The organism is Streptomyces sp. NPDC017448 (genome assembly GCF_044330565.1).
In the GTDB taxonomy this organism is placed as follows: Bacteria; Actinomycetota; Actinomycetes; order Streptomycetales; family Streptomycetaceae; genus Streptomyces.
In genome coordinates this window covers 15,063-30,081 of sequence record NZ_JBIRLM010000007.1, presented here as the reverse complement: position 1 = coordinate 30,081, position 15,019 = coordinate 15,063, and the positions used below count along the sequence as shown (strand labels likewise).

The 15,019-nt window shown below is 67.9% G+C and carries 9 protein-coding genes and 1 pseudogene; 6 read left to right on the top strand and 4 right to left on the bottom strand.

The window, feature by feature from the left end; translation table 11 throughout:
- Positions 1-507: 507 nt before the first annotated feature.
- From ACH4K1_RS13940 to ACH4K1_RS13930, 3 genes are read left to right on the top strand one after another with little or no spacing between them, the layout of a single operon-like run.
- Positions 508-945, top strand: coding sequence for a hypothetical protein (locus ACH4K1_RS13940; RefSeq protein ID WP_073772506.1), 438 nt, complete (start codon positions 508-510; stop codon positions 943-945).
- Positions 942-3,140, top strand: coding sequence for a hypothetical protein (locus ACH4K1_RS13935; RefSeq protein WP_398089326.1), 2,199 nt, complete (start codon positions 942-944; stop codon positions 3,138-3,140). The genes ACH4K1_RS13940 and ACH4K1_RS13935 overlap by 4 nt, the downstream gene beginning before the upstream one ends.
- Before the next feature lies 1 nt (position 3,141).
- A complete protein-coding gene (locus ACH4K1_RS13930; protein ID WP_073772508.1) occupies positions 3,142-3,906 on the top strand; it encodes a hypothetical protein in 765 nt (254 codons plus the stop codon).
- Between the two features lie 991 nt (positions 3,907-4,897).
- Here the strand turns inward: ACH4K1_RS13930 and ACH4K1_RS13925 are convergent.
- Positions 4,898-6,763, bottom strand: coding sequence for an ATP-dependent nuclease (locus ACH4K1_RS13925; RefSeq protein WP_398089324.1), 1,866 nt, complete (start codon positions 6,761-6,763; stop codon positions 4,898-4,900).
- Positions 6,764-7,077: 314 nt separating this feature from the next.
- On the opposite strand from ACH4K1_RS13925, the gene ACH4K1_RS13920 reads away from it, so the two are divergent.
- Both ACH4K1_RS13920 and ACH4K1_RS13915 read left to right on the top strand, forming a co-directional pair.
- Positions 7,078-10,959 carry a DUF4365 domain-containing protein gene (locus ACH4K1_RS13920; RefSeq protein ID WP_398089323.1) on the top strand — a complete coding sequence of 1,294 codons (3,882 nt, stop codon included), beginning with the start codon at positions 7,078-7,080 and terminating at the stop codon, positions 10,957-10,959.
- Between the two features lie 58 nt (positions 10,960-11,017).
- Positions 11,018-11,361 (top strand): annotated as a pseudogene (locus tag ACH4K1_RS13915) (transposase); the annotation flags it as partial.
- A gap of 377 nt (positions 11,362-11,738) precedes the next feature.
- Here ACH4K1_RS13915 and ACH4K1_RS13910 read toward each other — a convergent pair.
- Complete coding sequence (locus ACH4K1_RS13910; protein WP_398089321.1) at positions 11,739-12,275, bottom strand: helix-turn-helix domain-containing protein; 537 nt, start codon at positions 12,273-12,275, stop codon at positions 11,739-11,741.
- 54 nt (positions 12,276-12,329) lie between these two features.
- Between ACH4K1_RS13910 and ACH4K1_RS13905 the strand changes: the two genes are divergently transcribed.
- On the top strand, positions 12,330-13,268 hold the full coding sequence (locus tag ACH4K1_RS13905) for an RluA family pseudouridine synthase (protein WP_398089319.1): 939 nt from the start codon (positions 12,330-12,332) through the stop codon (positions 13,266-13,268).
- 12 nt (positions 13,269-13,280) lie between these two features.
- On the opposite strand, the gene ACH4K1_RS13900 is transcribed toward ACH4K1_RS13905, so the two are convergent.
- Together ACH4K1_RS13900 and ACH4K1_RS13895 are read right to left on the bottom strand one after the other, a co-directional pair.
- Positions 13,281-13,910, bottom strand: a complete 630-nt coding sequence (locus tag ACH4K1_RS13900) for an MBL fold metallo-hydrolase (RefSeq protein ID WP_398089317.1) — start codon at positions 13,908-13,910, stop codon at positions 13,281-13,283.
- The gene (locus ACH4K1_RS13895) at positions 13,910-14,995 is read right to left on the bottom strand and encodes an S-(hydroxymethyl)mycothiol dehydrogenase (RefSeq protein WP_398089315.1); all 1,086 of its coding nucleotides are present in this window, start codon (positions 14,993-14,995) and stop codon (positions 13,910-13,912) included. The genes ACH4K1_RS13900 and ACH4K1_RS13895 overlap by 1 nt, the downstream gene beginning before the upstream one ends.
- Between the last annotated feature and the right edge of the window lie 24 nt (positions 14,996-15,019).

Genomic DNA, 15,019 nt, shown 5'->3' with positions numbered 1-15,019 from the left:
ATCCTGGTACACGCCGTCGCCGGTGGTGTGCTGCGGGAGGCTGCCGAGCCCGAAGCCGGACAGAGACTGCGCATGTGCCGCTCGTCGTCCGAATCGGCTTGACGTAGGGCCCGCTGGGGTCGCCGCCCGACAGGTACGAAAGACAGAAATGCGCCCCACATAATTCTGTCTGATGTGATGACACGCGGAGAATGGTTAACTGTTTCGATTATATGGGCGGGTCTGCTACATGCTGGCGTTGGCCAGAGATCGGTGATCGGGAAGTCATTCAGGCCATAAATTATTGCCGCCGCCTGTGGCTGATAGTGCTCCGTTTGACGGCTCGCCGACCCCTGCCAACTGCTCACTCCTTGATCATCTCTGGATGTCCACCCTTGCATCTCGGCTTAAATCTCTCGGCGGCTTCGCCATTGCTTTTCGGACGGCGGTGCAATACCGATTGCAGGGAAAGGGGAGTGATCGCACTCTGGGCCATCAAATCCACGGCTGAGTTACCAGGGGGAGAGCGTGTCCGAGCTCATGAGTGCGGGGGATCTAGCGGCCATGGGGGCTGCGGCGCTGGTTGCGGAGATGACGAGGTCTACATGGCAGGGCGTGCGTGATGTCCTGGCCCGGTTTTTCGGTAGCAGGGACGAGGAGGGGGCGGCGGGGCAGGTGCTCCAGCTCGATGCGGGCTACGAGCTGCTGAGCCGGACCGATGATGCGAACCAGCCGGCTGTGGAGAACGCCCTGCGCACCACGCTGGGGATCCAGCTGGAGTCGTTTTTGCGGAGCCACCCGGACGCTGCCGCCGAGTTCCAGGCCCTGATCGAGAAGACTGCCGGGGCGTCCGGTCCGGCAGACGGCTCGCTGACCGTTCGGGGCAACACCAACAGTCAGATTGTCGTCTCACGCGGGTCCATCATCGGCAACACCCTCCACTACCGTCCGGAGGCCCAGCAGTGACCGAGGACAACCACCGCGGTGGCTTTCCGGAAGAGCCGGCGAGGTTCGGGGTGCCGTCCGCGCCCGGGAACTCGCCTTCCTCAACGCCTTCCTTCGGTCCGCCGACGGCTGCCGCCCCCGAGCATCCGCCGACCGCCGATTTGCCGGATCCGGTCGGCGAGCCGGATCCTGCGCCTGACGCCGATCCGAAGCCGCATGGCGTCGAGATCAGCGACAACAGGAACTCCCAGATCGTCGTCGCCGGTCGCGACGTGACGATGTACAGCAAGCCGCCGCTGACGGTGACGCCCATCCCGTCCGTGGAGGTCGAAGCTGTAGGTCTGGCCTGGGTAGGTACGGGGCCCGAGCACGAGCGGGTGACCACCGCCGAGGACGCCAGGGTGCTGCTGGCGGGGCCGGGGCCGGCTCTCGCGGTGGTCGCGGGCGCGCCGGGCATGGGCAAGCGAACCGCCGGCATCCGCGCCTTGTGGCAAGTGTCCGACGCACGCCGGCGCTCGGGTGCCAACCCGCTGGGCCTGCAGGAGGTGCACCCCGACTGGGAGCGCCCCGAGAGCCCGGACATCGAACTCATGCCGACGCAGGAGGCGACCGGGTACCTCCTCGATGTGGCATCCGAGATCGATGCCTGGAAAGCCCCCGGTGACGTGGCTAAGCAGCTCTTGGCCCATGCCGAGAAGCTGCGTGAGGTCGGCTCGTACCTGGTGGTAATCGCCAACGAGGACGGGTGGCCCGGCGAGCAGTCCGGTGCGTTCGACCGTGTGCTGGTCACTGCCAGGGTCAGGCCGTCCGCCCACGAGATCGCCATCGCGCACCTGAAGGCGCTGTACGGGAAGCCGGTGTGCGCGGACTGGCTGCAGCGGCCCATCGTGGGCAGCCCCGGCCCGGCCGCGATGCTCCTGAACGCGGGCTCGACTCCTGCGGACGCCGTGCGGCTGGCCGCGACACTGGCTGGTGTCGAGGAGTCCCTTAAGGGGCTGGAGACGGCGAAGTCGGCGTTCCAGGAATGGCGCACGGACGTGAAGAACGTGTTCACGGCCACGGAGGACAAGCCCGAGGACCGGGCCCTGCTTATCGCCGCCCTGTTCCTCGATGGCGAGGATGCCCTGACGGTCCAGGACGCGGCCCGCGCGCTCCTGAAAGACGACAGCGTCGGAAGCGTCAGGGAGATCCTCACCGGCCCCGACCTGACGAGCCGCCTGAACAAGGTCGGGGTAGAAGTTGTAAGCCGCAAAGTCAGCCTCGACCACAAGGCGGGCTACGCCCGCGCGGTGCTAGTCCACCTGTGGCACCAGCGGGCCGATATCCACAAGCCGCTGCTGGACTGGCTCGATGAGCTCATCACCGCCGAGGCTGGCCCCGGCAGACTGCAGACGATCAGTGACCTGCTGGTGGAACTCGCGATCGCCGAGAACGACTTCAGAGCGATCACCACCATCAAGGAGTGGATCGGGAAGGACAGCCGGGCCGAGCACCTGGACCTGCTCGCCCGTGTCCTCACCCGGGCCGCCGAGGCCCCCGCTCTTGGACCCCAGGTCCGCTCCAAACTCCTGGACTGGGCCCAGGAACCCTCCGAGCCGGTGGCCCGCGTGGTGGCTCTGGTCTGCCAGGGAGAGTTCGCCGAGCACTACCCGAGCCAGGCCCTGGTCCGCCTCAAGCACGTCCTGGGCCGCTCCGACCGCGACAAGGCCGTCCGTACCGCCGAAGCCGCCCTGCGCGCGACCGCCCGAGCCCAAGGCCAGCTGCCCCGGTTCTGGGCGGCACTGGGGAAATGGTCGGCGGAAGGCCGGAACCTGGCAGCCCACCGCGCTTTCCTCGCGCTCGTGGACCCACGCAAGGACCCTTGGATCCTCCAGGTCATGCTGTCCTCCGCCGAGCAGCACCCCGACGTCAAGGAAGCGCTTATCGACAAGTGGAGTGCCGCCCTCGGAAACTCCAAGGTTGACGCCGAGTCCCGTCAGGTCCTCCACAATTGGGCACACGCCTTCGCCGACGGACATGTCGAACTGCCCATACTCAAGGACATCCTTGACGAGGTCATCCAGCGCCACCTGGGCAGCTCACCTATCTCCGACCTTATGTTCGGGGCACCCGGAGTCGCCTACGACGAGGCAGTCGTCTCGCTGCGCAAGGCCCTTCGCATGCCCTCCCAGCTCCAGCCCTGGCGCAGGCACGGCTCCGGCCACCCGGGGTCGTGACATGGCGTTGTTCAAAAGCAGGCGCTCGGGGATCTCCCGCAAGGACCTGAACAGCGAACTCGCCCACATTGAAGCGCGCCTGGCCAGCAAGCACGAAGGCATCGCCTTCCACGTGGTGATCACCGCGACCGTGAACAGTGACCCGCCGGACGGTATGGACGCCGCCCAGGCCATCGCCGATATCCGGGACGTACTGCGCCATGTCGCGGCGGACGCGCTACGGGTCCGTGATGCGTTCGACCTCGCCACGGTCCAGGACGTGTGCGCGGCCGAACTGGGACGGGAGCGGTCCCTGGCTGCCGTCCCTCGCCTGCTGTTCACCGCGAAGGCCGACGTCGGCCTGCTCGCCGATGACCGCGCCGCCGTATCGGCCCTTCTGGAGGCACAACGCAAGCAGACCATCGCCGATGAACTGCGCCGCCAGAGGACCGAGGCGCTTGCCGTCCATCTCTCACAGCCCGCGACGCTCCTCGCGCACTGGCTCGAAGAAAAGGACAGCGACTGGACCAAGGCACCTACTGTCACGGTCACCGAGGAACTCGCCCAGCGCCTGGCCGAGCACCGCCCCGTCGAGCACCTCGGTGCGGAGTACGCGCTGGTAGACGTGGTGCGCCAGTTCCTCAGTACCTTTCCCGAGCCATCCCAGAAGATGATGATCCACACCATTCTGGCCGGTGGAATGCGAGCCTTGGGCCGGCACGACCACGCAGATCGGGTGGAGGCGCTCGCCGGCAGTCTCGAACCGGCCCCGGCAGGTGGCCCGTGAACAGACAGCTAGCCTCTCCTGCATACGGCCGGTGGTGCCCGTGAGTGCGACGTTGTGGCGGTGGTTGCTGTCGCCGCGGACCAGCTGGCACGCTTGGCGCGCGGTACGGGACTCTGGCGGGGACCTTTCCTTCGATGTGGCCTGGCGCCAGACCCGGGTACAGCTCCATCCCGACGAAGCCGATTACCGGGCAGCAGGGCACCGGCCCGACGGCGCCTTGCGGGCGAATACCGCCCAGGAGCAGTCCTCTCCGATCAAGCCGGACGGGCCATAGCCCCCGAGAAGGAACAGCCCCAGCAGTCCCTCCAGGACGGCCTCCGAGACCCTTTCCGGCCTCGGAGGCTGTTGTCCGTGCTTGGCTCCGGCGGGAATCCGAAAAGCCGCTGGTGCGGGCCCGTCATGCCGTTCCTCATTGCAGCGTCCGACCACCAGCACTAATGGACGAAACGGGCTGAGGGGACGTGCTGGGCGGATGATTCCGTCGGGCCAACTGGAATCGAGACCTCTTCGACTCTACCCGCCGGCCAGCTCAGGTTCGGTGGATCCAAGTGGCATCCACGGCGGTCGGGTGGCGTAGACGCTCGTCAAGCCGATCTTGCACGAAGTCCGGGAATCAAGATCATTGGCTGGAGCCCGTGATGCGGCTGTGGCGGCCTCACCATCCACGTACGCACCGGTGGTCTCGATGTCGGAGACCGCCAAAGCCCGCAGACCTGTTTGTCCCGTTCTCAAGCTGTCGATTGTCAGTGCTGCATGCGAGTCTGTGAGTACGCAGTCGGCAGGAACGAGCGGAGGGCAGTGGCATGCGTGCATTGACTGTGCGTGTTCGGCATACAGATCCGCCTGCTCCTTCGGGATGCAGATGGTGCGGCGAAGAACAAAGCAGCCATGGACACCGCTGGGCTGCGTCCGTCGGCATGCACACCTGGGTGGCCCCTACACGTGCACAGCGCCTGAGCCGCATGAAGGCGCGGCGCTCACGTAGGACCTCTCAGTCGTCCTCGGGCCAATAGCGCTGCCCGGCATCACTGGCGATCCTCATGGCGGTCTCGAAGACACCGATGAGAGAAGGCGGAATGTCAGATGGTCCCCGCAGCCGACGAGTAAGGGCCACGACCATTTCTTCCTTGGACCGGGGCGCATCGGAAGAATGATCACGGACCAGGGTGTGTAGCTTTTTGCTGAACTTGCCCTCCGTGCGCAGTGCCTCCACGTCCTCAGGCTTCCACTGCAGCTCGTCGCCGCGCGGCCACAGGGCATTCATGGTGTCCGCCCACTGATCGTTCCCGAACACGTCCTCGAGTTCGTGCGGGTTTCCAATGAAGAGACAGTCGTCCTCTGCGAAGCCCTGCTTCTTCAGCCGGTCGATATTGAACTCCTTCTGCTTGTCCTTGAGGGAGTCCGCGTCCACCATGAACTTCACTGTACGGTGGTGTTCCTTGAGGAACTTGGCGAAGTTGAGTGCTCCGTCGTTGCCTCCGCAGGACCACAGTGCGATGCCGGCGGACTGGATCGGGTATCCGAAGGCCAGCTTGAACAGGGCCGGGAGCGCCGCGTACTCGGTCGCTCCCTCGACCGCGATGAAGCACCTCTCGTGCAGCAGGACGCTGTTGCGGAACCCCAGCGAGGTCGCCATGTTCGACAGGAACCGGCGCGTGTCGGCATCCGTGTCGTTGCTGGTGAGGGACTGGATGTAGGCCCGGCCGTTCCGGCTGTTCAGGTGGACGATGTCCTGGATGTCCACGCCGTCGATCAGGTTGAGTGAATGCGTGGCGACGACCACGGTCGACTGGGCTCCACTGGCCGAGGCCTTGATCATCTCCATGATCCGCCGCTGGTGGTCGTAGTCCAGGTGGGTGTCGGGCTCGTCGTAGACGATGATGACGCCGCCACCAGCGCTGTCCTCGGTGGCTTCGGAGAGGAGCTGCTGGCTGGCCTCCCACAGTGCCAGGGTCACGCGCCGGGACCGGCCGGCTCCCGCAGCTGACAGCGGTACCGTTTGCTGCCCGCTGGCGGAGGCCGCGAGAGCCACACTGATGACGGACGGCTTGAACTGGATCTGGGGCTCAAGGGTGAACTCGTCGAAAGCGCAGCGCTCAAGGACAAGCTTGCGGAGCTGGTCGGCGTCCTCCTGCAACTGCTTCGAGAAATCGTCCTCCAGGCCGGTGATCTTCTGCCGGGTCGTCTCGTCCAGGGTGTACTCGCGCAGCTTCGCGGTGAGGATGCTGCGAACCACAGCTTCCGGCGACTCTGCGGAGTCGCCCTTGAAGTAGAGAAGCTGAGGCAGAGCGTCCTTGACCACAGGCGGTGCCGCAGCCCAGTCGGTGACGTGAGGACTCAAGGCCGCGTGCTCCTCGAGGACCTCCACCCAGCTCGCCCGGACGTTGGTCTGGCCGGGCCGCAGGTTCAGGCCCAGGCTGGAGGCCAGATCTCGAAGTTCACTGACCTTGAGTCCCTGAACATCCCTGAGCTCAAGGCACTGGGGAACCAACGACTCCCACTCCAGGCGGGCTCCCTGCCCTTCCACGAACCGGCGACGGATCCGAACCGGAGAGGATGTGTTGAGGAGCTTTGCCTCGCCGGTCGAGAGCTCGAAGCGTCCCTCCACGGTCACCGTGCGCGGCGGCTCCTCATCGCCGAGCGCCGGGAGTGCGGTCCGCTCAGCTGCCCCGATCGCGAAACGAGAGATATCGCTTTCCTGGATGTCACGCTCGCCAAGGAGAAAGGCCAGGGCATCCAAAGTGGCGGTCTTCCCACAGTCGTTGTGGCCTGCCAGGATCGTTTGTCTCCTGATCGGGATGTCCTGCACGTCCGCCAGGGAGCGGAAATTGCTGACGCTGAGCCCGATGAGTTGCACGATGCTCCCTTGTTTCTAACGGTTATGGCCGTCGGAGGTGCGATCGACGGTCACCGCTGGTAACACACCCTTCGACTGTGGGTGGGGAAGACTCTAGCGCCTGTCCGCCATACGGGTGCAGGTGTGCGCCTTCTGGGTGCACGGTGAGCGTCGCGGACTCTGAACAGGTTGCGAGGTCTGACCGGCGGTGGCGGCCCGCTGGTGGGACAGCGCGGCAACCCCTGCGGTTCGCAGGGGTTGTCAGTGCTGCGCTCTAGAGTCCTCGATGAGGATCGAAGTGGCTTCGGTAAGGGCCCGAAGAAGGGGGTGAGGCGTTGACGACCGTTCGCCCGACGCATCTCGTCGACCGCGCCGGTGTCGCCCGGGCTTCCTACCTGGTGACGACCCGGCTGGGATGGCTGTTCCGAGAGCAGGAGACAAGCGACGTCGGGATCGATGCCCATCTCGAGGTCGTCGATGGCGCCAGTCTCACAGGCAAGACCACCGGCGGCGCCACTGGCCGTCTCCTCGCTGTCCAGGTCAAATCGGGGGACAGTCAGTTCGCCGCTGCCAGCGAAGGCGGATGGTGGTATCCCTGCGACGCGGCGCACGTGGAGTACTGGACCAACCACTCCCTTCCGGTGGCGCTGCTGCTGTTCCATCCCGCGTCCGAACGCGTCTACTGGCAGCACATCAACGCCGACACCCTCGTTTCCACGGGCAAGAATTACAAAGTCTTCGTTCCCTCCCATCAGGAGATCGACGAGGCCAACGCGGAGGTGCTGGGCCGCCCTGCCAAGCTTCGTGAGGATGTTGCCGTCATCGAGGAGGCCACCGACCGTCTCCCAGGCGACACCCGCCTTCGGCTCCTGCGCGACCATCAGGCCGGCGCCGGCTACGCCGAGCCCCTGGCCAAGTTCCTCGCCGAGACAGACGACCCGGCCGCTACGGTGTCCGTCCTACTCACCCAGCCACCGGCCTGGCTTACCAACCTGGAGGCCGAGCATGAGGAGAACGCATGGAAGGTGATCGCCTCCTACAGCACGGCTCACGAACTCGGTCTCCCCGCGGTCGAATCCTTGGAGAGGGCTGCGGAGCAGGCCGTGGAAGACAAGGGACGCTGGCTCGCTCTCGCTGCGTTCTCCGCTCTCTCGCACGCGCCTGACCGAGCACTGCGCCTGGCCGATGCAGCCGAGGAAGAAGGAGACACCGTCCTCGTGGCGGCAGTACGCGCAGTGGCCGGAGCAGGAGGATCGCACCCCACACAGCTCCCGGATACCCTGGTCCGCGCCTTCGCCTCATCCGATCCGGCCGCCACCCGGGACGTTAACGTCCTACGCTTTGCCGCGCACTGCCACTTCGCGGCAGACCGGCACGACGACGGCGAGCATATGCTCGAAAGAGCCCTGCTCGTGGCGCCCGGCAATCCGGACGTGCAGCTCGATCTCGCCCGCTGCCTCTTGAGTCGCAGTGCTGCCGGGGCACCACAGCAGGGGTTCCTCGATGCCGGCCGAGCCCAGCGTCTGGCTCTTGCCGCGCGCGCCGACTTCCGCCGGTGGCGAGGGCCCAGCAGCCGGGCCGCTCGCATCGTCATGCAGGCCCGTCTGCACACTGGTGAAGTCGATGCCGCCATCCGGACCGCGATTGCCGGACCCGACGGAGACGCCCAGGAACGGGAGGCCGCTGACCAACCTCTCCGGATGGGTGCCATCCGCTTGGCCTACAGAGCGGGCCGAACCGATCTCGCGGACGTCATCGCTGCTGGTCTGACAGGTGACCGCGCCCAGCTCCAGCTGGCAGCTTTCGCAGCCGACGCGGACCCAGCGGCAAGCCGCGAGACCCGGATCGCCGCCTGGCAAGGCGTCGCTGCCGGTGCTATCGACGACGACGAGCAGTGGGCAGCGGCAGTCGCACTGTCCGCCCTGGGTGTCTGGCCCGTGTCCCACCTGGACGAACTTCGCGAGCAAGGTGCCATCCACGAGGCTGTCTACCAGACCCGGTGCGCCCTCGCGGAAGCGGTGAACGGCGACACGGCTGGCGCAGTCCGGCGCTTGCGAGAATGGGAGAACCATAGCGCCGTAGCCGCTACGGGCCTCGTCGAGCAACACGAACGCGACGGCCATCTCGTGCTCGCGGCAGAAGCCGCCGAACGCGCTGGCCTGCGCTTCGGCGACACCCCGCTGCGGGTGCTTGCCGTCGATCTCTGGGAGCGTTCGGGGGAGAGGGACCAAGCCCGCATCAAAGCACTCACTCTCCTGGGCCGGCCGTTCCTGCCCGCCGCCATGCGTCGGCATCTGCGCGGTCTGGCTATCCAGTGGGCGAACGACCGACGGGACTGGACCGACATGGAAGAACACGCCCTTGTCGGACTTGCTGAGACCGTCGGTATCGAACACCTCACCGCCATAGAAGGTGCTGCCGGAGCTGTCCCGCATCACGCGCTTCCCTTCGCTTGGGCAGCTATCCGAGCCCAGCTCAACGCGCGCAAACTCTCAACAGCACAAGACACCCTCGCCAGATTCGCCCCGCAGATCCGTGATGCGGACGACGCGCGCCCATGGCTCATGCTGGTTGCCTGGTCCGGGTGGACGCTGGACCTGGCCGAAACAGCGATCGGCCTTGCCGAGCGCTTCCGCCGCGACGATCCTGAACTCACCGGAGCCCTCCTCGCCGGTCTCTTGACCGCGACCGGCGAGCCAGCACAGTCACCCGCGGACAACGGAGATGGTGAGGCTGAAGCGGCCAAGGGACCGCGCACTGGGCTGGACCTTCCAGAGCCGCTCGCCACCAGGCTAAAGGCCCTGCTTGCCGATCTGCCGACAAGCCGCGCACTCACCGCCATGGACGGGGACGCGGAGGACCTTGTCCACTACGTTGAGCAGACCCTGGGGCCCCGCGAAGCCCTCCTCGACGCGGCGGCCGATGCCGTACGCATCAGCGCCCTACCTATGGGAATGCTGGCCTGGGTAGCCCGCCGTCCTGTCGCCCTGGCCGTTACCCAACGAGCTGCCGGCCTGATTCCCGCCTGCAGCATCAACCCCGCTCACATCGCAGCGGAGGTCAGAGCCGTCCAGAACTCCCTGGATGGCACCGTCGTCATGGACGCCACCGCCCTGGCGGTCATGTCGCTCGTCCCCGGACGGCTTGACCAGCTACGTGCGGTCTTCGCGGCCACTCCCACCACGAAAGCTGCCTGCGACGACCTCATCGAGACCCGGTACGCCCTCCACGAGATGCTCCGTTCCTCGGGACAGCTCGGCGTCAGGGGCGGACGGTTCACCCTCACCGAGTACACCGACCAGGACCGGCAGCACCTCGCCCTGCAAGCCGAGGCCTTCAGCCAGATCATCCCCAGTCTTCACACAGTCGACGTGACAGATCTGACCGAGATCCGCCGCCGACTCGGAATGGCCAATGTCCCTCAAGACGCCGACGCCGCATGGCTGTCAGCGGCTCAGCACGCACTCGACACTGATGTCGCTGTGTGGTGTGACGACGCTGCCCTGCGTGACATGCTCATCGCCGCTGGGATCCCGACCTTCGGCACCGTTGCTCTCCTGCACGTTCTCAAAGAACGAAGCGACTACTCCGAGTTCACCGACTCACGCCATGAACGCGACATCAGGAAGCTTGTGGAGGCGTATGTCGTCGATCTACCGGTCAGCGTGAACGATATCGCTGACATTGGCCGAGCCCGAGCGTGGCACCCTGCCCCGGCGGCAACCATGTTTACCCGCCCCCAGTTCTGGCAAGTCGAGGCCGCGCGGCAACTATGGGCAGCAGTCGCCGAGACGGTTTGGGACAACGCCTCGCCCCAGCTCGCCGCATGGATGGATTTCGCCGCCGCCGGACGAACCGCCCTCTTGGAACCTCAGGACGTACCTCAGGCGGTTGTCGAACTCGCGGCGGAGACCCTCCTCGCGGTTGGCGTGGGACCCGAGACCGCACGCGCAGTGCTGGAATCCGCAGTGCGGTCCCTCGACGCCTACGGCCAGGCGGCGAGCCGGCGGCGCCAGGTGACCGGACTACCCTCTCAGGAACTGGGGCCAATGGTTGAGGACGACATCCAGACCCTGCTCCGCCAGGTCGCTATGCGACAGCTGATCAGCGTGCAGGGATTCACCCCGGGCGCAGCCGAAGCCATCGTCCGTGCAGCGCTGCCGGATCCCCCAGGACGGACGGACGAGCAGAGCACTTCGGTTTCCTTGTTGCTGTAGGCCAGGTTCGGCTTCGCGTCGGCCAACACTGGAGGACGATCTCTCGTGGGTGATCGCTGATACCCAGGCCCTCGAACCCCTCGTCCGCGGGATGCCGCCACCTGTCCAATCGCGCTGCGGCCGGCGACGGTGCAAACCCGGCAAGCTCCAAGCGGACAAGGGTTACGACTATGCGCACCTGCGGAAATGGTTGCGCAGACGGGCAACACGCACCGCATCGCCCGCAGGGGCATCGATTCCTCGCAGCGGCTGGGCCACCACTGCTGGATCATCGAACGCACCCTGGCCTGGATCGACGGCTGCCGCCACCTTCACCGCCGCTACGAATGCAAAGCCGACCACTTCCTCGCCTTCACCAGTATCGCCTGCACCTTCATCTGCTACCGCAGACTCGCCGCATGAGATGACTCCTACGGTGGTGACGCGCGTGAGCCTGCAGGTCCGCGTAGATCAGAATGACTGTGCCACGGCTGCGCCACGCTGCCCGGCGGTCACGAGCCACTGGGGCTCCTCACACGAACCTTTTGGAGACTCCTCCCTGACCCAACGGGGCCGGCCAAGGCTGCATGGGAGCAGGGGGTAAGGGAAACGGGGTTTGTATGCGTTCCAGCGCACACTGACTCGGTGCTGGACCGCTGACCTGCAGCTTGGGAAGTGATCTTGTCTGCTGAGGGAGCGATGGCCCCAGCGGCTCGCTAAACCGGCAGGTCAGTCAATTCCGTCGGTTGACCACCAGCAGGAGCCCCACTTCGGTGGGGCTCCTTCGCGTTGTCGGGCGGTTACGAAGCGTCGCCGACGCGGGGAGCGTACCGCGCCCGGTAGTGGCTCGGCGGCAACCCCGGGGCGGCACGGAAGGCGCGGGTGGAGTCGGCCGGGCGCGGGAATCCCCACCGGGTGGTGAGGGAGTGGACGGTGAGGTGGCCCAGGTCCGGATCGGTCAGATCACGCCGGCACCGCTCCAGGCGCCGCTGTCTGACGTAGGCGCTGACCGAGGTCCCGTTCTGCTGGAAGACCCGGTGCAGATGGCGCAGAGAGATCCCGTGCGCCGCCGGGAGGGCGGCAGGCCGCAGACCGGGCGCGTGCAGCCACCGGTCGATGGAGGAGGTGATCCGCTGGAAGAGGACGCCGGGCGCCGACGTCGAGGGGGCGCACGGGTTCGCCCCGTCCGCCCCCGCCGCGCGTTCCCGGCCCGTGCCCCGTACGGACAGGTCGCCCGCTTCGAGGGGGCACGGAGTGCCCGTCCCCCTCGTCCGGGAGAATGGCGGGACGGCCGGCCGGAGCCCGGCTGCCCGACCGGAAGGACGGCCCGACCGCATGCGTGGACCCGCTGCCCCCGCCCACGACGACGTACCCGTCCCCGGCGGCGCCCGGTGAGGGGTCGCCGGAGGGCGTCCGCCGGGCCGCTTCCCCAGCGGGACGGCATCGACGCGGTGCGGGTGCGGTTGCCGGAGGCGGCGGGGTGCGTCCCGGCCACCGTCGGGGAGTACCTGGTCGAGCGGTTCGGCGGGGCGGTCGGGGCCGGGCGGGTGGGCGAGATGCTGGCGGCCGGGCGGTTCGTGGGGGCGGACGGGGCCGCCGTGCGGGGCTCGGAGCCGTACGCCGCCGGGCTGTGCCTCTGGTTCCACCGGGACTTCGCGCCCGAGGAGCCGGTGCCGTTCCCGGTGGGGGTGGTGTACCGGGACGAGCGGATCGTGGTCGCCGACAAGCCGCACTTCCTGGCGACGACGCCCCGCGGGCGGCACGTCACCGAGACCGCGGTGGCCCGGCTGCGGCGGGAGCTGGAGCTGCCCGCCCTCCAGCCCGCGCACCGGCTGGACCGGCTGACGGCGGGGCTCCTGCTGTTCGTGGTTCGGCCCGAGGACCGGGGCGCGTACCAGACGCTGTTCCGGGACCGGCGGGTGCGCAAGGAGTACGAGGCGGTGGCCCCGTACGACCCCTCGGTGGCCCTCCCCCGGACCGTACGCAGCCGGATCGTCAAGGAGCGCGGGGTGCCGGCGGCCCGCGAGGAGCCGGGCGAGGCCAACAGTGAGAGCCGTATCGAGCTGGTGGAGCGGCGGGGCGGGACGGGGCGCTACCGGCTGCTGCCCGCGACCGGGCGGACGCATCAGCTGCGGGTCCACATGAATGCCCTGGGGCTGCCGATCCTCCACGACCCGCTGTATCCGGTGGTGGAGGCGGAGGGGGCCGCGGACGACTTCTCGCGGCCGTTGCAGCTGCTGGCGCGGGTGCTGGAGTTCACCGATCCGGTCGGCGGGGAGCCGCGCCGCTTCACGAGCGGGCTGCGGCTCTCCGCCTGGCCGGAGGGGTGAGGCGGGCGGCGCTCAGTGGCCGCGCTTGATCCACTCGTCGAGCTGCGGGGCCTCCGCGCCGATGGTGGTGGGGTCGCCGTGGCCGGTGCGCACGGCGGTGTCGCCCGGCAGCGTGAGCAGGCGGTCCCGGATCGAGTCGATGATCGTCGGGAAGGACGAGAACGACCGGCCGGTGGCGCCGGGGCCGCCCTGGAAGAGGGTGTCGCCGGTGAAGACGGTTCCCAGCTCGGGGGCGTACAGGCAGACGGCGCCGGGGGCGTGGCCCGGGGTGTGCAGGACCGTGAGGACCGTGCCCGCCACGGTCAGCTCCTGGCCGTCCGCGAGGGTGTCGTCCGGAGTGCGCTCCGGGTGGGTCCGCAGCCAGAGCGGCAGGTCGTCGGGGTGGAGGAGGATCGGGGCGCCGGTGGCCTCCGCGAGGGCGGGCGCGGCGTCGATGTGGTCGTTGTGCGCGTGGGTGCAGACGATGGCGCGCAGGGTACGGCCGCCGAGCGCGGCCTCGATGGCGGCGGCGTCGTGGGCGGCGTCGATGACGATCGCCTCGCTGTCGTCGCCGACGATCCAGACGTTGTTGTCGACGTCCCACTCGCCGCCGTCGAGGGCGAAGGTGCCGGAGGTGACCAGGTGGTCGATGCGGGCGGCCATCAGAAGACCACCACCGAGCGCAGGACGTCGCCGTCGTGCATCCGGGCGAACGCCTGCTCGACGTCGCCGATGCCGATGGTCTCGGTGACGAAGGCGGCGAGGTCGAGGCGGCCCTGCTGGTGCAGGTCGACGAGCATCGGGAAGTCGCGGGAGGGCAGGCAGTCGCCGTACCAGGAGGACTTGAGGGAGCCGCCGCGTCCGAAGACGTCCAGGAGCGGCAGTTCGAGCTTCATCTCCGGGGTGGGGACGCCGACGAGGACGACCGTGCCGGCCAGGTCGCGGGCGTAGAAGGCCTGCTTGTAGGTCTCGGGGCGGCCGACGGCCTCGATGACCACGTCGGCGCCGTTGCCGTCGGTGAGGGCGCGGATCGCCTCGACGGGGTCGGTGGAGCGGGAGTTGACGGTGTGGGTGGCGCCCATCTTCTTCGCCGTCTCCAGCTTGCGGTCGTCGATGTCGACCGCGATGATCTTCGCCGCGCCGGCCAGCCGGGCTCCGGCGATCGCCGCGTCGCCGACGCCGCCGCAGCCGATGACGGCGACGGAGTCCCCGCGGCCGACCTGGCCGGTGTTGATGGCGGCGCCGATGCCCGCCATGACGCCGCAGCCCAGCAGACCGGCGACCTCCGGGGCGACCTCGGGGTCGACCTTGGTGCACTGGCCGGAGGCGACGAGGGTCTTCTCCGCGAACGCTCCGATGCCGAGGGCCGGCGACAGCTCCGTGCCGTCCAGCAGGGTCATCCTCTGCTTGGCGTTGTGGGTGTCGAAGCAGTACCAGGGGCGGCCGCGCAGACAGGCGCGGCACTGGCCGCACACGGCACGCCAGTTGAGGACGACGAAGTCGCCGGGGGCGACGTCGGTGACGCCCTCGCCGACCGATTCCACGACGCCCGCCGCCTCGTGGCCGAGGAGGAAGGGGAACTCGTCGTTGATGCCGCCCTGCTTGTAGTGCAGGTCGGTGTGGCAGACGCCGCACGCCTGGATCTTCACGACGGCCTCGCCGGGGCCGGGGTCCGGGATCACGATCGTCTCGACCCTGACCGGCTCGTCCTTGCCCGGTGCGATGACCGCTTGCACCTGCTGTGCCATAACCCTGTTCTCCCTGTTCCCGCG